The 16,909-nt window shown below is 71.3% G+C and carries 11 protein-coding genes and 1 pseudogene; 1 reads left to right on the plus strand and 11 read right to left on the minus strand.

Translation table 11 applies throughout. The features are described 5' to 3' along the window. Positions 1-95: 95 nt before the first annotated feature. The 6 genes from aceE to OG878_RS28355 form a co-directional block, all read right to left on the minus strand. Positions 96-2,765 carry a pyruvate dehydrogenase (acetyl-transferring), homodimeric type gene (aceE, locus tag OG878_RS28330; protein WP_328889395.1) on the minus strand — a complete coding sequence of 890 codons (2,670 nt, stop codon included), beginning with the start codon at positions 2,763-2,765 and terminating at the stop codon, positions 96-98. A 258-nt stretch (positions 2,766-3,023) separates the two neighbouring features. Further along, positions 3,024-3,647 carry a GntR family transcriptional regulator gene (locus OG878_RS28335; RefSeq protein ID WP_277325801.1) on the minus strand — a complete coding sequence of 208 codons (624 nt, stop codon included), beginning with the start codon at positions 3,645-3,647 and terminating at the stop codon, positions 3,024-3,026. 317 nt (positions 3,648-3,964) lie between these two features. Further along, on the minus strand, positions 3,965-5,731 hold the full coding sequence (gene sucB, locus OG878_RS28340) for a 2-oxoglutarate dehydrogenase, E2 component, dihydrolipoamide succinyltransferase (RefSeq protein WP_328889396.1): 1,767 nt from the start codon (positions 5,729-5,731) through the stop codon (positions 3,965-3,967). Between the two features lie 98 nt (positions 5,732-5,829). Beyond that, a complete protein-coding gene (lpdA, locus tag OG878_RS28345) occupies positions 5,830-7,218 on the minus strand; it encodes a dihydrolipoyl dehydrogenase (protein ID WP_328889397.1) in 1,389 nt (462 codons plus the stop codon). A gap of 326 nt (positions 7,219-7,544) precedes the next feature. Then, complete coding sequence (locus tag OG878_RS28350) at positions 7,545-9,089, minus strand: leucyl aminopeptidase (protein WP_328889398.1); 1,545 nt, start codon at positions 9,087-9,089, stop codon at positions 7,545-7,547. Positions 9,090-9,403: 314 nt separating this feature from the next. Beyond that, positions 9,404-10,183, minus strand: coding sequence for an adenosylcobinamide-GDP ribazoletransferase (locus OG878_RS28355; RefSeq protein WP_328889399.1), 780 nt, complete (start codon positions 10,181-10,183; stop codon positions 9,404-9,406). A gap of 89 nt (positions 10,184-10,272) precedes the next feature. On the opposite strand from OG878_RS28355, the gene OG878_RS28360 reads away from it, so the two are divergent. Further along, positions 10,273-11,034 carry a hypothetical protein gene (locus OG878_RS28360; RefSeq protein WP_328889400.1) on the plus strand — a complete coding sequence of 254 codons (762 nt, stop codon included), beginning with the start codon at positions 10,273-10,275 and terminating at the stop codon, positions 11,032-11,034. Here the strand turns inward: OG878_RS28360 and OG878_RS28365 are convergent. The 5 genes and pseudogenes from OG878_RS28365 to OG878_RS28385 all read right to left on the minus strand — a co-directional run. Continuing rightward, a pseudogene (locus OG878_RS28365) lies at positions 10,980-11,714 on the minus strand (hypothetical protein); the annotation flags it as partial. The gene OG878_RS28360 and the pseudogene OG878_RS28365 sit on opposite strands and share 55 nt — an antisense overlap. Then, positions 11,711-13,492 (minus strand): phosphatidylglycerol lysyltransferase domain-containing protein, encoded by a 1,782-nt coding sequence (locus OG878_RS28370; RefSeq protein ID WP_328889401.1) that lies wholly within the window; start codon positions 13,490-13,492, stop codon positions 11,711-11,713. The pseudogene OG878_RS28365 and the gene OG878_RS28370, both read right to left, overlap by 4 nt. A gap of 89 nt (positions 13,493-13,581) precedes the next feature. Continuing rightward, on the minus strand, positions 13,582-14,724 hold the full coding sequence (cobT, locus tag OG878_RS28375) for a nicotinate-nucleotide--dimethylbenzimidazole phosphoribosyltransferase (RefSeq protein WP_328889402.1): 1,143 nt from the start codon (positions 14,722-14,724) through the stop codon (positions 13,582-13,584). 112 nt (positions 14,725-14,836) lie between these two features. Further along, positions 14,837-15,664, minus strand: a complete 828-nt coding sequence (locus OG878_RS28380) for a class I SAM-dependent methyltransferase (protein WP_328889403.1) — start codon at positions 15,662-15,664, stop codon at positions 14,837-14,839. Between the two features lie 32 nt (positions 15,665-15,696). Beyond that, positions 15,697-16,899 carry a bifunctional adenosylcobinamide kinase/adenosylcobinamide-phosphate guanylyltransferase gene (locus OG878_RS28385; protein WP_328889404.1) on the minus strand — a complete coding sequence of 401 codons (1,203 nt, stop codon included), beginning with the start codon at positions 16,897-16,899 and terminating at the stop codon, positions 15,697-15,699. Positions 16,900-16,909 lie beyond the last annotated feature (10 nt).

Here is a 16,909-nt window from a genome sequence, read left to right on the forward strand (position 1 = left end):
CAAAAACGCCCCCGACCGCCGGGCCCGCTCGAAGACCAAGCCTGCCCGGCGATCGAGGGCGGGGCGGCGGCCGGGCTCACCCGGCCGCCCTCACCTCACAGCCCGTACCGGTCCCGTGCCTCCTTGACCACCGACGCGGGCACCTCGCCGCGCCGTGCCAGCTGGGCCAGCGCCGCGACCGTGACCGACTGGGGGTCGACACCGAAGTGGCGGCGGGCCGCGTCACGGGTGTCGGACAGACCGAAGCCGTCCGTGCCGAGCGAGGACCAGTCCTGCTCCACCCACTGGCTGATCTGGTCCGGGACCTGACGCATCCAGTCGCTGACGGCGAGGACCGGGCCCGGCGCACCGGACAGGGCCTGCGTCACGTACGGCACCCGCTGCTCACCGCGGAGCAGCGCCTCGTCGCATTCCAGCGCCTCGCGGCGCAGCTCGCCCCAGGACGTGGCGGACCAGACGTCGGCCGTGACACCCCAGTCCGCGGCCAGCAGCTCCTGGGCCTCCAGGGCCCAGTGGATCGCCGTACCGGAGGCCAGCAGCTGCAGGCGAGGCGCGTCCGCCGCGGCGGGCGTGCCCTCCTTGAAGCGGTAGAGACCCTTGACGATGCCGTCCTCGACGCCCTCCGGCATCGCCGGCTGCGGCTTCGGCTCGTTGTAGACCGTCAGGTAGTAGAAGACGTTCTCGGCCTCGGGGCCGTACATCCTGCGCAGACCGTCCTTGACGATCACCGCGATCTCGTACGCGAACGCCGGGTCGTAGTTGAGCGACGCCGGGTTCGTGGCCGCGATCAGGTGCGAGTGGCCGTCCGCGTGCTGGAGGCCCTCACCCGTCAGCGTCGTACGGCCCGCCGTGGCGCCGACGATGAAGCCCTTGCCGAGCTGGTCGGCGAGCTGCCACATCTGGTCGCCGGTCCGCTGCCAGCCGAACATCGAGTAGAAGATGTAGAAGGGGATCATCGTCTCGCCGTGCGTCGCGTACGACGTCGACGCGGCGATGAAGTCGGCCATGGCCCCGGCCTCGGTGATCCCCTCGTTGAGGATCTGGCCGTCCTTGGCCTCCTTGTAGTACATCAGCTGGTCGCGGTCGACCGGCTCGTACGTCTGGCCCAGCGGCGAGTAGATACCGGCCGACGGGAACAGCGACTCCATGCCGAAGGTGCGGGCCTCGTCCGGGACGATCGGAACCCAGCGCCTGCCGGTCTCCTTGTCCCGCATCAGGTCCTTGACCAGGCGCACGAAGGCCATGGTGGTGGCCATCTCCTGCTTGCCGGACCCCTTCTTCAGCGCGGCGAACGCCCGCTCCTCGGGCTGCGGCAGCGCCACCGCGTGCACCCGGCGGGCCGGGGCGGGGCCGCCGAGGGCGGCGCGGCGCTCCTGGAGATAGCGGACCTCGGGGGAGTCCGCACCCGGGTGGCCGTAGGGCACCTGGCCGTCGGCGAAGGCGCTGTCCGGGATCGGGAGTCCGAGCAGCTCGCGCATGCCCTTGAACTCGTCGATCGACAGCTTCTTCATCTGGTGGTTGGCGTTCTTGGACTCGAAGCCCTTGCCGAGCGTGTAGCCCTTCACCGTCTGCGCGAGGATCACGGTCGGCGCGCCCTTGTGCTCGACGGCCGCCCGGTACGCCGCGTACACCTTGCGCGCCTCGTGGCCGCCGCGGGAGGTGTAGAAGCACTCGGCGATCTTCGCGTCGGTGAGCAGCTTCGCCAGCTCGGCGAGCGCGGGCTCGGCGCCGAAGAAGTGCTCACGGATGTACGCGACGTCGCGGGTGGCGTACGTCTGGAACTGGGCGTCCGGTACCTGCCGCAGCCGGCGGACCAGCGCACCGGTGGTGTCCAGCTGGAACAGCTCGTCCCAGGCGCTGCCCCAGAGCGTCTTGATGACGTTCCAGCCGGCTCCGCGGAACGCGCCCTCCAGCTCCTGGACCACCCGGAAGTTGGCGCGGACCGGGCCGTCGAGGCGCTGCAGGTTGCAGTTGATGACGAACGTCAGGTTGTCGAGCTTCTCACGCGCCGCGAGGGCGAGGGCTGCGGTCGACTCGGGCTCGTCCATCTCGCCGTCGCCCAGGAACGCCCAGACGTGCGAGTTCGACGTGTCCTTGATGTTGCGGTTGGCCAGATAGCGGTTGAAGCGCGCCTGGTAGATGGCCGAGAGCGGGCCGAGGCCCATCGACACGGTGGGGAACTCCCACAGCCAGGGCAGCCGCCGCGGGTGCGGGTAGGACGGCAGACCGTCGCCGCCCGCCTCCTGGCGGAAGTTGTCGAGCTGCTGCTCGCTGAGCCGGCCGTCGAGGAAGGCGCGGGCGTAGATGCCGGGGGAGGCGTGGCCCTGGATGTAGAGCTGGTCGCCGGAGCCGTCCCCCTCCTTGCCGCGGAAGAAGTGGTTGAAGCCGGTCTCGTACAGCCAGGCCGCCGAGGCGAAGGTCGCTATGTGGCCGCCCACGCCGAGCTTGGCGCCACGGGTGACCATCGCGGCCGCGTTCCAGCGGTTCCAGGCGGTGATCCGGGACTCCATCTCCAGGTCGCCGTCGAACGCGGGCTCGGCGGCGGTCGGGATGGAGTTGACGTAATCGGTCTCCAGCAGCTTGGGCAGCGCGAGACCGGCACCCTCGGCGTGCTGGAGCGAGCGGCGCATCAGGTACGCAGCGCGGTGCGGGCCCGCGGCCCTGGTGACGGCATCGAGGGAGGCCGCCCATTCAGCGGTCTCCTCCGGGTCACGGTCCGGGAGCTGGTCGAGCTCGCTCGGAAGCTTTCCTACGGGGTCGGTCATGATCGCCGCCTTCCGGAGAGGAGGGGGGTGGAGAAAGGCTCTATCTGGCAGGACAGAGCGATGGGGCCGGTGGGCCCGCGAAGTGAACTGTAAATCGCTGATCGATGATCGATCAAAGGGTGGAGGGCAAAACTTCTCGATATGAAGAAATTGGCATCCGGTGCCCCGATTGGCGGCACGGAGTGACGCCGAAAATATGATCAAATCGGGCGGTCGGCTGCCCGGTCGAGCGCCTGTCCGCCCATCTGTGCGCCGGCTTCAGGCGCGCGGCGCACACCCCAGGACGTGCGCCTTCACCAGCACACCGATGTCCGGGTCCTTCCGCAGAAACGCGTCGATGAGCGCCTCGTGCTCCTCCGCGTACGACTTCTGCACCGTCCCCAGCCAGCGGATCGAGAGTGCCGTGAACACCTCGATGCCCAGCCCCTCCCAGGTGTGCAGCAGTACGGCGTTCCCGGCGGCCCGTACCAGCTCACGGTGGAACGCCACCGTGTGCCGCACCTGTGCCTCGCCGTCGGCCAGCCGGTCGGCCTCGTACAGCGCCGCCACATGCGGCGACAGCCGCGAGCAGTCCTCACCGAGTACCGGGGCCGCCAGCTCCGCCGCGATCTGCTCCAGACCGGCCCGTACGGGGTAGGACTCCTCCAGGTCGGCCGCGGTCAGATTCCGTACCCGTACGCCCTTGTTGGGCGCCGACTCGATCAGCCGGAGGGTCTCCAGCTCCCGCAGCGCCTCGCGCACGGGTGTCTGACTGACCTCCAGCTCGGTGGCGATCCGCCGCTCCACGATCCGCTCGCCCGGCTTCCAGCGCCCGCTGACGATCCCGTCCACGATGTGCTCGCGGATCTGTTCGCGCAGCGAGTGGACGACGGGCGGGGTCATGAGGGGCTCCTTCGGGGAAACCGACGCTGCCTGTCCGGTCGGCGTCGCAGCGACGACCGGTGGTGTCTAGTGCTGTGACCGGAAAGGATCACCGGCTCGCGCCGCCCGGCACGGCACCTCGCCGCGTTGTCGCATCACCCGAGTACATCCCGTACGCGGGCGATGCTCCGCCTTGCGTTGCACCGCACCGGACGCCGCGAGCTTCCCGGCGAACTTTTCCGGTCACAGCACAAGACAATACGGCGGCGCCCCCACCCGGAAGGGTTCCGGACGGGGGCGCCGCTGGTGAGGCTGGTTACAACGAGCCACGCTCCGCCTTACAGGCCGAGCTCCATCTCGAACTCGCCGGCCTCGAGGATCGCCTTGACCGCGGTCAGGTAACGGGCGGCGTCCGCGCCGTCCACCAGCCGGTGGTCGTAGGAGAGCGAGAGGTACGTCATGTCGCGCACCGCGATCGTCTCGCCGAGGTCCGGGTGGTCGATGACCACCGGGCGGCGGACCGTGGCACCGATGCCCAGGATGGCGGCCTGGTTCGGGGGCACGATGACGGTGTCGAACAGCGCACCGCGCGAACCGGTGTTGCTGATGGTGAAGGTGGCACCGGACATGTCGTCCGGGGTCAGGCCGCCACCGCGGGCCTTGCCGGCCAGCTCGGCGGTCTTCTTCGAGATACCGGCGATGTTCAGGTCGCCCGCACCCTTGATGACCGGCGTCATCAGACCCTTCTCGGCGTCCACGGCGATGCCGATGTTCTCCGAGTCGAAGTACGTGATGGTGCCCTCGTCCTCGTTGATCCGGGCGTTGATGACCGGGTGGGCCTTCAGCGCCTGGGCCGCCGCCTTCACGAAGAACGGCATCGGGGACAGCTTGACGCCCTCACGGGCGGCGAAGGCGGCCTTCGCCTGGTTGCGCAGCTTCATCAGCTTGGTGATGTCGACCTCGAGGACCGAGGTCAGCTGGGCCTGCGAGTGCAGCGCCTTCATCATGTTGTCGCCGATGACCTTGCGCATGCGGGTCATCTTGACCGTCTGACCGCGCAGCGGGGACGCCTCCAGCTTCGGCGCCTTCGCGGCAGCCGGGGCAGCCGCGACGGGGGCCGGAGCAGCTGCGGCGGCCTTGGCGGCTTCGGCAGCGGCGACGACGTCCTGCTTGCGGATACGGCCACCGACGCCGGTGCCCTTGACCGCGGCGAGGTCGACACCGTTCTCGGCGGCGAGCTTGCGGACCAGCGGCGTGACGTACGCGCCGTCGTCACCGGCGGGCGCGGCCGGGGCGACCGGGGTGACCGGAGCCGGGGCGGCGACCGGAGCAGCGGCCACGGGCGCCGGAGCGGCGACCGGGGCGGCGGGCGCCACCGGGGCCGGAGCCGGAGCGGGGGCGGCCGGAGCGACCGGGGCGGGGGCGGCGGCAACCGGGGCCGGAGCGGCTACGGGGGCCGGAGCGGCCGGAGCCGGGGCGGCGGCCGGGGCGGCGCCCGCGACACCGATGACGGCGAGCTTGGCGCCGACCTCGGCGGTCTCGTCCTCGGCGACCACGATCTCCAGCAGCACGCCGGAGACCGGGGCAGGGATCTCGGTGTCGACCTTGTCCGTGGAGACCTCGAGCAGCGGCTCGTCCTCCGTGACCTCCTCGCCGACCTCCTTCAGCCAGCGGGTGACGGTGCCCTCGGTGACGCTCTCGCCGAGCGCCGGAAGGGTGACGTCGGTACCGGCGGCGCCACCGGCCGGGGCGGCGGCCGCGGGGGCCGGGGCAGCGGCAGGGGCCTCGGCGACCGGGGCCGGAGCGGCAGCGGCAGGCGCGGCCACGGGCTCGGCGGCCGGGGCGGCGGCCGGGACGGCTGCGCCCGTGCCGTCGTCGATGATGGCCAGCTCGGCGCCGACCTCGACGGTCTCGTCCTCGGCGACCTTGATGGACGCGAGGATGCCGGCCGCGGGGGCCGGGATCTCGGTGTCGACCTTGTCGGTCGAGACCTCGAGCAGCGGCTCGTCGGCCTCGACGCGCTCGCCCTCGGCCTTCAGCCAGCGGGTGACAGTTCCCTCGGTGACGCTCTCGCCGAGCGCCGGAAGGGTTACGGAAACCGACATGGTTTCAGTTGCTCCTAAGGATGTGGTCTCCCCGGCTCGCGAGCGGGCTTGCGAGCCCGGGGAAGTGCGGAAGTGTCGGTCGTCGCGCCCTGACCTGATCAGTCGTGGGAGTGCAGGGGCTTGCCGGCCAGAGCCAGGTGGGCCTCGCCGAGCGCCTCGTTCTGCGTCGGGTGCGCGTGGACGAGCTGCGCGACCTCGGCCGGCAGCGCCTCCCAGTTGTAGATCAGCTGGGCTTCGCCGACCTGCTCACCCATACGGTCACCGACCATGTGGACGCCGACCACGGCACCGTCCTTGACCTGGACGAGCTTGATCTCGCCCGCGGTCTTGAGGATCTTGCTCTTGCCGTTGCCCGCGAGGTTGTACTTCAGAGCGACGACCTTGTCCGCGCCGTAGAGCTCCTTGGCCTTGGCCTCGGTGATGCCCACGGAGGCGACCTCGGGGTGGCAGTACGTCACCCGCGGGACACCGTCGTAGTCGATCGGAACGACCTTCTGGCCGGCCAGCCGCTCCGCCACCAGCATGCCCTCGGCGAAGCCGACGTGCGCGAGCTGGAGCGTCGGGGCCAGGTCGCCCACGGCCGAGATGGTCGGGACGTTGGTCTGCATGTACTCGTCGACGAGGACATAGCCGCGGTCCATCGCGACGCCGGCCTCCTCGTACCCCAGACCCTGCGAGACCGGGCCGCGGCCGATGGCGACGAGCAGCACCTCCGCCTCGAAGGTCTTGCCGTCGGCGAGAGTGACCCGCACACCGTTCTCGGTGTACTCGGCCTTCTGGAAGAAGGTGCCGAGGTTGAACTTGATGCCGCGCTTGCGGAAAGCGCGCTCAAGAAGCTTCGAGCTGTTCTCGTCCTCGACCGGGACGAGGTGCTTCAGGCCCTCGACGATGGTGACGTCGGTGCCGAAGGACTTCCACGCCGAGGCGAACTCGACGCCGATGACGCCGCCGCCGAGCACGATCGCGGACTGCGGGACGCGGTCCAGCTTCAGCGCGTGGTCCGAGGAGATGATGCGGTTGCCGTCGATCTCCAGGCCCGGCAGCGACTTCGGCACGGAGCCGGTCGCCAGGAGCACGTGGCGGCCCTGGATGCGCCGGCCGTTCACGTCCACGGAGGTGGGGGAGGAGAGCCGCCCCTCGCCCTCGATGTACGTCACCTTGCGCGAGGCGATCAGACCCTGCAGGCCCTTGTACAGGCCGGTGATCACTTCGTCCTTGTACTTGTGGACGGCCTCGATGTCGATGCCCTCGAAGGTGGCCTTGACACCGAACTGGCCGGCTTCGCGTGCCTGGTCGGCGATCTCGCCGGCGTGCAGCAGCGCCTTTGTCGGGATGCAGCCGTTGTGCAGGCAGGTGCCGCCGACCTTGCCCTTCTCGATCAGAGCGACGTCCAGGCCCAGCTGCGCTCCGCGCAGGGCCGCGGCATAACCGCCGCTACCACCGCCGAGGATCACTAGGTCGAAAACGGTGCTGGCGTCGTTCGCCACGTCACGTCCTCCATGCATGTGCGCCGTACGCCGGGCCCCGTCGCTGGGGTGTGACCGGCCGGTCGGCTGGTGTTCGGCCGCTTTTGTTGTTCGGCCCTGTGGTGGGGGCCCTGTCCTGCCGAGAACCCATCTTCGCACTTGTTGACGGCGGGCGGGACGCGGGGCCCGGGTCCGGGACGGACGATCGTCCGTCCCGGCCGGTTACCAGTGCGTAGAGACATCCTGATTTCGTCCAGAGCGAAACCCCGGGTGAGTCGGCGCAACGGTGCCGGCAGAAGAACACGTGCGGCCCCGGACATATGCCCGGGGCCGCACGCCGAACTGTCTCAGCCGAGGTCCCCGGCGGCGGTGCGCTCCGCCAGCTTCACCAGCGTGCGGATCGCGGAACCGGTGCCGCCCTTCGGTGTGTAACCGTACGGGGCACCCTCGTGGAAGGCCGGGCCCGCGATGTCCAGGTGCGCCCAGGCGATGCCCTCGCCCACGAACTCCTGCAGGAACAGACCGGCCACCAGGCCGCCGCCCATCCGCTCGCCCATGTTGGCGATGTCGGCGGTCGGGGAGTCCATGCCCTTGCGCAGGTCGGCCGGGAGCGGCATCGGCCAGGAGGCCTCGCCGACCTCCTCGGCGATCTCGTGGATGGAGGTACGGAAGGCGTCGTCGTTCGCCATGATGCCGAACGTGCGGTGGCCCAGCGCCAGGACCATCGCGCCGGTCAGGGTCGCCACGTCGACGATCGCGTCCGGGTTCTCCTCGCAGGCGCGGGTCAGCGCGTCGGCGAGGACGAGCCGGCCCTCCGCGTCCGTGTTGAGGACCTCGACGGTCTTGCCGCTGTACATGTGCAGCACGTCGCCCGGGCGGGTCGCGTTGCCGGACGGCATGTTCTCGGCGAGCGCCAGCCAGCCGGTGACGTTGACCTGGAGACCCAGACGGGCGGCCGCGACGACGGCGGCGAACACGGCGGCGGCGCCGCTCATGTCGCACTTCATCGTCTCGTTGTGACCGGCCGGCTTCAGCGAGATGCCGCCCGAGTCGTAGGTGATGCCCTTGCCGACCAGGGCCAGGGTCTTCTCCGCCTTCGGGTGCGTGTAGGCGAGCTTCACCAGGCGGGGGCCGTGGGTGGAGCCCTGGCCGACGCCCAGCAGACCGCCGTAGCCGCCCTTGACGAGCGCCTTCTCGTCGAGGACCTGCACCTTGATGCCGTGCTCCTTGCCGACGGCCGTGGCCACGGCGGCGAAGGACTCGGGGTACAGGTCGTTCGGCGGGGTGTTGATCAGGTCGCGGGCGCGGTTGATCTCCTCGACGAGCGCGACGGCGCGCTCGGCGGACGCCTTGAAGGCCTTGTCGCGCGGCTTGGCGCCGAGCAGGGCGACCTCGGCGAGCGGCAGCTTCGCGCCGTTGCCGTTCTGCTTGTTCTTCGGGGCGAGCTTGTTCTCGCCGCCCTGGTACGCGGTGAAGGCGTACGCGCCCAGGAGCGCGCCCTCGGCGATGGCCTCGGCGTCCTCGACCGAGACGATCGGCAGCGCGAAGCCGGCCTTCTTCGAACCGGTCAGCGCACGCGCGGCGGAGCCGGCGGCACGGCGCAGCGCCTCGCCGTCGAATGCCGCGTCCTTCTCCGGGACCGGACCGAGTCCGACCGCGATGACGACCGGGACCTTGAGGCCGGCCGGCGCGGGCAGCTTGGTCACTTCGCCCTCGGCACCGGAGGCACCCAGGGTCTCCAGGACGGTGGCGAGCTTTCCGTCGAACGCCTTGTCCACGGCCTCGGCACCCGGTGCGACGACCAGGCCCTTGGCTCCCTTGGCGACGCCGACGACGAGTGCGTCGGCGCGCAGCGTCGCCGCACCGGCAGTGCTGAGAGTGAGAGCAGTCACGGTGGTGAAATCTCGCTTCCGTTGAGTTCGTTGTCGGTCGAGGGGTGGGCCGACCGTGCCCGGCGCATCGTAGACGCCGCCGCAATGTGCCGGGAACGAGCCTACGCGCGCCTCCGCCGTCCGATCGCGGCGGCGGGCCGTCTGCGGTCTGTTCGTGCGCACGGCCGCGTCTTCCGCCGCTCCGGACCGGGGGGGCGCGGAGCCGGAACCGGCCTTGTCGGCGGGCCGGTTGGAGGCGCACGGGCGAGCAGGGGGCCCGACGCGCGTATCGGGCCCGTCCGGTGGCGGAGGGCGCAACGGCCACCGGTGGCCCCTCACCCCACGGCCAGCGCCACCAGCGCCCCCGTCGCCGCCACTTCCGCGACCGCCCCGAACACATCCCCCGTCACCCCGCCGAACCTGCGCACGCAGTGCCGCAGCACCACCTGGGCGCCCACCAGCCCACCCATCACCGCAAGCCCGTGGTGCAGTGCCCCGTACCCCCCGAACACCGCCCCCGCCCCCGCGCACGCGGCCAGCACCAGCACGGCCGCACCCGCCGCCCACGGCACCGGAACCGTGCCCGCCACCGCAGCGCCCAGCCCCTCCGGCCGGGCCGGCGGCACGCCCTGACGGGACGCCAGCGTGAGCCCCAGCCGGGCGGTGACCCCGGCGACGACCGCGGCCACCGCGCCGTGCGCCCAGCCCTGCGCGTACAACTGCTGGAGGACGGCGACCTGGGCCAGCAGCACGAACAGCAGGGTGATCACACCGAATGGCCCAATGTCCGACTGTTTCATGATGCGCAGCGCGTCCTCGGCGGGTCTGCCGCTGCCGAGCCCGTCCGCCGTGTCCGCGAGGCCGTCGAGATGCAGCCCCCGGGTGAGGACCGCGGGTACCGCGGCCGAGGCCACCGCGGCGAGCAGCGGCCCCGAGCCGGACAGCAGCAACAGCCCGCCGGCCACCGCCGCCGGCACTCCCACCACCAGACCGGCGAGCGGGGCGCACAGCATCCCGGCGCGGGCCGCTTCGCGGTCCCAGCGGGTGACGCGGACGGGGAGCACGGTCAGGGTGCCGATGGCGAAACGTATGCCGTGGCTGTTCGGGGAGGTCACGGCGCGCAGGCTAATCGCTGCGCCCGGTCGATAGATTGGCCGAAACACTGCAGAACGCCACGAAAGCGGATTCATCGGGAGTGAGTGGCATGGGTCACTGGTTCGATCAGAACTTTGTCGAGCCGGGCAAGCTGCCCCTGCTCCTTGCGCTGGCTGCGTTCGTGCTGACCTTCGCCGTCACCCGCCTCATCACCCGCCTGATCCGTGCCGGGAAGGGGCCGTTCCGCAACATCACACCAGGCGGACTGCACGTCCACCATGTGGTGCCCGGTGTGGTGCTGACCGTGATCGGCGGCTTCGGCGCGGTCTCCAGCGGGCGGCAGGGCTTCACGGCGGGCCTCTGTGCGGTGATCTTCGGGACGGGTGCGGGGCTGGTGCTGGACGAGTTCGCCCTGATCCTCCATCTCGACGATGTGTACTGGACCGAGGAGGGCCGCCAGAGCGTCGAGGTCGTCGTCCTCACCGCGGCGCTGGTCCTGCTGATTCTCGCCGGCTTCTCGCCGCTCGGGGTCAACGAGCTGAGCAGCGATCAGCAACAGGGCCGGCTGGGCATCGTCCTGACGCTGGTGGTCAACTTCTGCTTCGTGCTGATCGCGCTGTTCAAGGGCAAGGCACGGATGGCGGTGATCGGCACCCTGGTGCCCTTCGTGGCCCTGTTCGGCGCGGTGCGGCTGGCCCGGCCGACGTCGATGTGGGCGAAGCGGTTCTACCGCAACCGGCACCGTGCCCGGTCCAGGGCCGTGCTGCGCGCGTACCACCACGACCGCCGCTGGGCCGGCCCGCGCCGCAGATTCCAGGACCTGATCGGCGGCGCACCGGACCGGACCCCGGTCCCGGTGCGCAAACCCTGACCGCGGCGGGCGTGCAGCCGGCGGCGTCGGTCGCACCGGGCCGTGAAGCAGCACAGGGCCAGCACCGCGGCGATCGCGGCGAGATGTTCCTTGCCCGCCAGGTTGTTCTTGAAGAGCACCTCGACGGCCATCGCCACGATCACCACCGCCCCGGTCAGCCAGGCCCGGTAGGCGTGGCACACATAGACCGCGAGCCCGACCACCGCCGCCGACGGGCCGGTGTCGACGACCTGCGCGTCCGAGGCGGGCAGCCCCAACAGCCCGTCGGGGCCGATCGCGACGCCGATCCGGGCGTACAGCGTCCCGGCCAGCGTCGCGGCGTACGCGATGAGCAGGGTGCGCCACCGGCCCAGACAGATCTCGGCGATCCCGAACACCACCAGCACCTGGGCCAGTGCACCCCACACGGGCAGATCCAGCGCGGGTACGAAAAGCGACAGCGGGGTACGCAGCAGGGTGGTCCACAGCGGATCCTCGGCCTGCACCGATCCGAGGTCCTGTACCGGCCCGAAGCCCCACGGCTCGTTCTGCACGAGCTGGAGCAGCGCCGTCAGACAGACCGCTGCCAGCGTCATCGGGACGGCCCGCAGCCGGGAGGCGGTGAGCGTGCCGCGTACGGCCGACAGCGGCGGCCCCCACTCGCGGCGGACTGCCGTGCGCAGGGCGGTCACCGGTCTCATCTACGGGTCCCCAGATGTGAGCGGTGCATCCATTTGGGCAGGCCGGGAGCCTCCAGGAACCCTTCGGCGCGGGCGGCGGCGATGCCGATCCGCAGCAGGTCGGAGCTCTTCTCGAAGAGCATGAAACGCGGCTCCCAGATCGGTCGGTACTTGGCGTTGGCGCGGTAGAGCGACTCGATCTGCCACCAGCGCGAGAAGAAGCTGAGCAACGAGCGCCACAGCCTCAGCACCGGTCCGGCGCCGAGCCGCGATCCCCTCTCGAAGACCGACCGGAACATCGCGAAGTTCAGCGACACCTGAGTGATCCCGATTTCGTGGGCGCGCTGCAGGAGTTCGATGACCATGAACTCCATCAGGCCGTTCTCGGCGTTCCGGTCACGGCGCATCAGGTCCAGCGACAGACCGTTCGGACCCCAGGGCACGAAGCTCAGTACGGCGCGCAACTCGCCCTGGCCCGGGGCCTCGCCGCTGTCCCGGCACTCCAGCATCATGCACTGCCCGTCCGCGGGGTCGCCGAGCCGTCCGAGTGCCATCGAGAAGCCGCGCTCGGTCTCCCCGTCGCGCCAGTCGTCGGCACGGCGCAGCAGTTCGGCCATCTCGTCGTCGGGGATGTCCGCGTGGCGGCGGACGGTCACCTCGTACCCGGCGCGCTTGACCCGGTTGTACGCCTGACGGACGGTCCGCATCGCCCGCCCGTCGAGGGTGAACTCGGCCGTCTCCACGATCGCTTCGTCGCCGATCTCCAGGGCGTCGAGACCGTGCCGGGCGTAGACGGTGCCGCCCTCCTCGCTCACCCCCATCACCGCGGGGATCCAGCCGTGTTCGCGGGCCTCGGCCAGCCACGGCTCGATCGCGCCGGGCCAGGCCTCCGGATCGCCGATCGGGTCACCGGAGGCGAGCGAGACCCCGCCGACCACCCGGTAGACGACGGCGGCCTTCCCGGTCGGCGACCAGATGACGCTCTTCTCCCGGCGCAGCGCGAAGTAGCCGAGCGAGTCGCGGTCGCCGTTCTTGTCGAGCAGGACACGGAGCCGGTCCTCGTCCCCGGGGGTGATCGGGTCGACGGCCCGGCGGGAGCGGAAGGCCGCGTACACGACGGCGATGAGCAGCAGGGTGGAGAGGATGTTGATGACGACATTGACCCGGCCGGGCACAGTGATGCCGGGGAAGCGGGAGTTGTCGGCGGCGACCGAGATCAGCCGCAGCGCGCCGTAGCGCCAGCGGTCGAGGAAGGTCGAGCGGTATGCGTCGTGCGCGGTGTTGGTGACGGTGACGAGCGCGGTGGCGATCAGCGAGGTGATCAGCAGCCCGCCGACCGCGACCGCGGCCGCCAGCTTCGGATTGGAGCGGTCTCCCTTTGCGTAGAACTCCCGCCGGCCCAGAACCAGCGCCAGCACGAACATCGCGGTCAGGACCAGGGAGATCCAGTTCTGCGGATACTGCCGGACTTCGGGGAAGGAGATCACGAAGGCGAAGAGCAGGAGCAGCAGGCCGCTCAGCACCATGTTCACGATCCAGGCGGCCCGCTTGCGGCGGCGCATGGTGACGGCCAGGAAGAGGGCGACCACTCCGGAGGAGAAGCCCGCGGTGAGCAGATAGGGCGTGAAGTAGTTCTCGGTGTTGTGCCGGCGGAGGTCCTGGCCGAGCGTGACCCAGACGGCGCTCAGGAAATTGATGAACGACACGACGCGCAGGTACCAGATGGCGAATGCCGCGCCGCGTCGTGAGCGGACGGTGCTCCGCCGGGCACCCCCACCGGTCAATCGGACCTCTCCCATGAAACGCGATCATATGGGGCATCGCGTGTCATGAAGGGTCGTGCTGCGGCCGGTGTCCGATGCCGGCGGCCGCAGCACGACCGGGGTCGTCAGTCGCCGTCCGCCCCGGTCCCCCGCGCACCGGCACCGGCGCCCTCGCCGTCCTGTCCGTCGCCGTCCTTCCCGTCCTTCTCCACGCCCTCATCGTCGTCGGCCGGTGCGCGCTCGGGCAGTTCCGCGGCCAGCGCGGCCGCAGCCTGCACCAGCGGAAGGGCCAGCAGCGCCCCGCTCCCCTCGCCCACCACGACGCCCTGGTCGAGCAGCGGGTTGAGCGCCATCCGGTCCAGCGCCTTCGTCTGCGCCGGCTCGCCGCTCACCTGGCCCGCCAGCCACCAGTCCGGGGCGCGGAAGGCGGCCCGCTGGGCGACCAGCGCACACGCCGACGAGACCACGCCGTCCAGGATCACCGGCAGCCTGCGCACCGCGCACTGCAGCAGGAACCCGGTCATCGCCGCCAGGTCCGCACCGCCGGCCGTCGCCAGCAGCTGCAGCTGGTCACCGAGGACCGGCCGGGCACGCCGCAGCGAGTCCCGGATCGCCGCGCACTTGCGCATCCAGGCGAGATCGTCGATGCCTGCGCCGCCACGCCCGGTGACCACCGAGGCGTCCGTGCCGCACAGCGCCGCGATCAGCGCGGACGCCGCCGTCGTACCGCCGACGCTCAGATCGCCGAGCACCACCAGATCGGTGCCCGAGTCGGCCTCCTCGTCGGCGATCGCGATCCCGAGACGTACCGCCTGCTCGGCCTCCTCGGCCGTCGTCGCGTCCTCGATGTCGATCCGGCCGCTGCCGCGCCGCACGCGGTGACGTACGACCGGCTCGGGCAGCAGCTCCGGCTCGCAGTCCAGGGAGACGTCGATGACCCGGACCGGTACGGAGAAGCGGCGGGCCAGCACGGCGAGCGGGCTCGCACCGTCCAGCGTCGCCCGCACCAGTTCGTGCGCGGTCCCCGCCGCACGGCCAGAGACACCCAGCCCGGCCACCCCGTGATCACCGGCGAAGAGAACCACGCGCGGCTGCTCGATCGGCTTGACCGGTACGGACTGCTGAGCGGCCGAGAGCCATTCGCCCAGCTCGTCGAGGCGACCGAGGGCGCCCGGAGGCACGGTCAGCCGCTCCCGGCGTTCCTCGGCGTCACGCCGTACGCCGCCGTCGGGGCGTTCGATCAGGTCGGAGAAGTCGTCCAGGTTCACGGGGGTCTGCCTCGCGGGTCGATACGTGGAGTGGGCCGGCGAGCCCGGCGGCGGGCTCACTGCGGAACAGTACCCGCCACATTTCTGACACGCCGTCAGTCAGTGGCGGAGCTCAGGCACCGAACCGCAGCAGCGTCATCGCGGGCGTCAGCGTCCGCAGGCCCGGCGTCAGATGCTGGAGCCGGATCAGCTCGCCCATCGCACCCCGCCCCCGCGGCAGTCCCAGCGCGTGCACCTCGGTGATGTTCGGGTGCGCGGTGCGCAGTTTCCTGCGCTCGCCCGGGTTCATCGCCCAGCGCATCGGCGGAATGGTCATGGAGCCGACCTTCGACGTCCCGGCCACCGTCCCCTTGGCCAGCCAGCGCGCCATCGAGTCCAGGACGAGCATTCCGCCCGGCAGCCGTTCGGCGCAGGCCGCCAGGATCCTCCGTACGTCGGCAGGGTCCAGGTACATCAGCAGCCCCTGCGTCGTGACGGCCACGCCCCGGCCGGCCGGGTCCTCGATCTCGTCCAGCCAGGACAGGTCGGTCACCGAACGGGACAGCGTCCGCAGCCGGTCCGAAGCGGGCAGCAGCGTCCGCCGCAACGCGGCGACCTGCGGCAGCTCCACACTCAGCCAGTCGAGCCGGCCGTTGTCGACCCGCCAGAATCCGGTTTCCAGACCGTCGCCGAGCGCGACCACGGTGGCCTGCGGGCGGCCGCGCAGATAGCCCTGCACCGCCAGGTCGAAACAGCGCGAGCGCAGCCCCTGCGCCTGCGAGTGGAACGCGTTCGGCCGCCCGAACCGCTCCTCGAAGGGGTAGTCCAGGTCCGCCATCAGCTGCAGCGCCATCGGATCGTCGATGACGGGATAGGGCTGCCCCGCCTCGTACGCCCTGTTGTAGAGCGTCCACAACAGAGTCTCCGGAACACCTTCCAGCATCGGTCGTACGCGCGCCATGTCCGGTCCTTCCCGCTCCGTCGTCCTGTCGCTCAGCCGCGCAGTGTCACGGTCTGCCCGGCCACCACCAGCAGGACGTGCTCGCACTCGTCGGCGAACGCCGCGTTCAGCCGTCCCAGCTCGTCCCGGAAGCGCCGCCCGGACGCCGTCGCGGGCACCACGCCGGAGCCGACCTCATTGGTCACGGCGACGACCGTACGGCGCGTGCCGCGCACCGCGCCGACCAGCTCGGCGACCCGCTTGCGCAGCGCCGTCTCACCGCCGTTCGCCCATGCCCCGTCGGACCAGGCGTCCACCCGGTCCATCGCGTCCGTCAGCCACAGGGACAGGCAGTCGATCAGCAGCGGCGGCCCGTCCGACTCCAGCAGCTCCGCCAGCTCGCACGTCTCCTCGGTGCGCCAGGCGGCCGGCCTGCGCTCCCGGTGCAGCCCGATCCTGGCCGCCCACTCCTCGTCGCCGTCCCGGCCACCGCCGGTCGCCACGTACACCACCTCCGGGAACGTCTCGAGACGCCGCTCGGCCTCCACCGACTTCCCGGACCGAGCACCGCCCGTCACCAGTGTGCGCCGCGGCACGTCCGGTACGGCGTGGTACTCGCCGACCACCAGCGTCGTCCCGTCCGGCACGGTCCGGGCGCCGGACGCGGCGAGTCGCCGGTCCAGCTCGGGGCCGGGCGGTGCGTCGTGGTCGATATGGACGGCGATCACCTCGGTGGCGGGCCCGATCGCCTCGACGGCCCGCAGCCGGGCCACCGCGTCCGGCCGCCCGGTCACATCGCCGACCACCATGTCGTACGGGACGGCCACCCGGTCCGCGAGACCGGCGGGAGCGGCCCCCGGCGGCATGTACAGCAGCCGTTCGCCCTCCGGGGCCGTCACCTCGTATCCCGTTCCCGGGGCGTCCATCGGCACCGCCCGGATCCGGTGCCCGCTGATCAGCGTCAGCTCCTGCCCGTCCGGCACCCGTCCGGCCGCGGGCAGACCGGCGGGCAGCTCCACGGCCGGCCCGTCGTGCGGATGGGTGAGCAGGACCTGCCGTACGCCGGTCAGCGAATGTCCCGCACGGGCGGCGGCGAACACGGCCCCCGGGGTGAGATCGAGCAGCAGCGCATCGTCGACCAGCAACGCGGTCGCGGCCCGCGCCCGCGCCCCGCGGGCGGCGGCGCAGGCGGCGCACGGACAATCGGGACGAGGCAGCCCGTCGGGGGCTCCGGTGCCGAGCAGAGTCAGTTCCACGCTCCTGATA

This window comes from Streptomyces sp. NBC_00316 (genome assembly GCF_036158715.1).
Lineage (GTDB): Bacteria > Actinomycetota > Actinomycetes > Streptomycetales > Streptomycetaceae > Streptomyces.

Excerpts from the sequence above, each read along its gene's own strand:
- aceE (WP_328889395.1), bottom strand. The coding sequence starts at position 2,765 with ATGACCGACCCCGTAGGAAAGCTTCCGAGCGAGCTCGACCAGCTCCCG.
- OG878_RS28335 (WP_277325801.1), bottom strand. The coding sequence starts at position 3,647 with ATGACCCCGCCCGTCGTCCACTCGCTGCGCGAACAGATCCGCGAGCAC.
- sucB (WP_328889396.1), bottom strand. The coding sequence starts at position 5,731 with ATGTCGGTTTCCGTAACCCTTCCGGCGCTCGGCGAGAGCGTCACCGAG.
- OG878_RS28360 (WP_328889400.1), top strand. The coding sequence starts at position 10,273 with ATGGGTCACTGGTTCGATCAGAACTTTGTCGAGCCGGGCAAGCTGCCC.
- OG878_RS28370 (WP_328889401.1), bottom strand. The coding sequence starts at position 13,492 with ATGGGAGAGGTCCGATTGACCGGTGGGGGTGCCCGGCGGAGCACCGTC.
- OG878_RS28380 (WP_328889403.1), bottom strand. The coding sequence starts at position 15,664 with ATGGCGCGCGTACGACCGATGCTGGAAGGTGTTCCGGAGACTCTGTTG.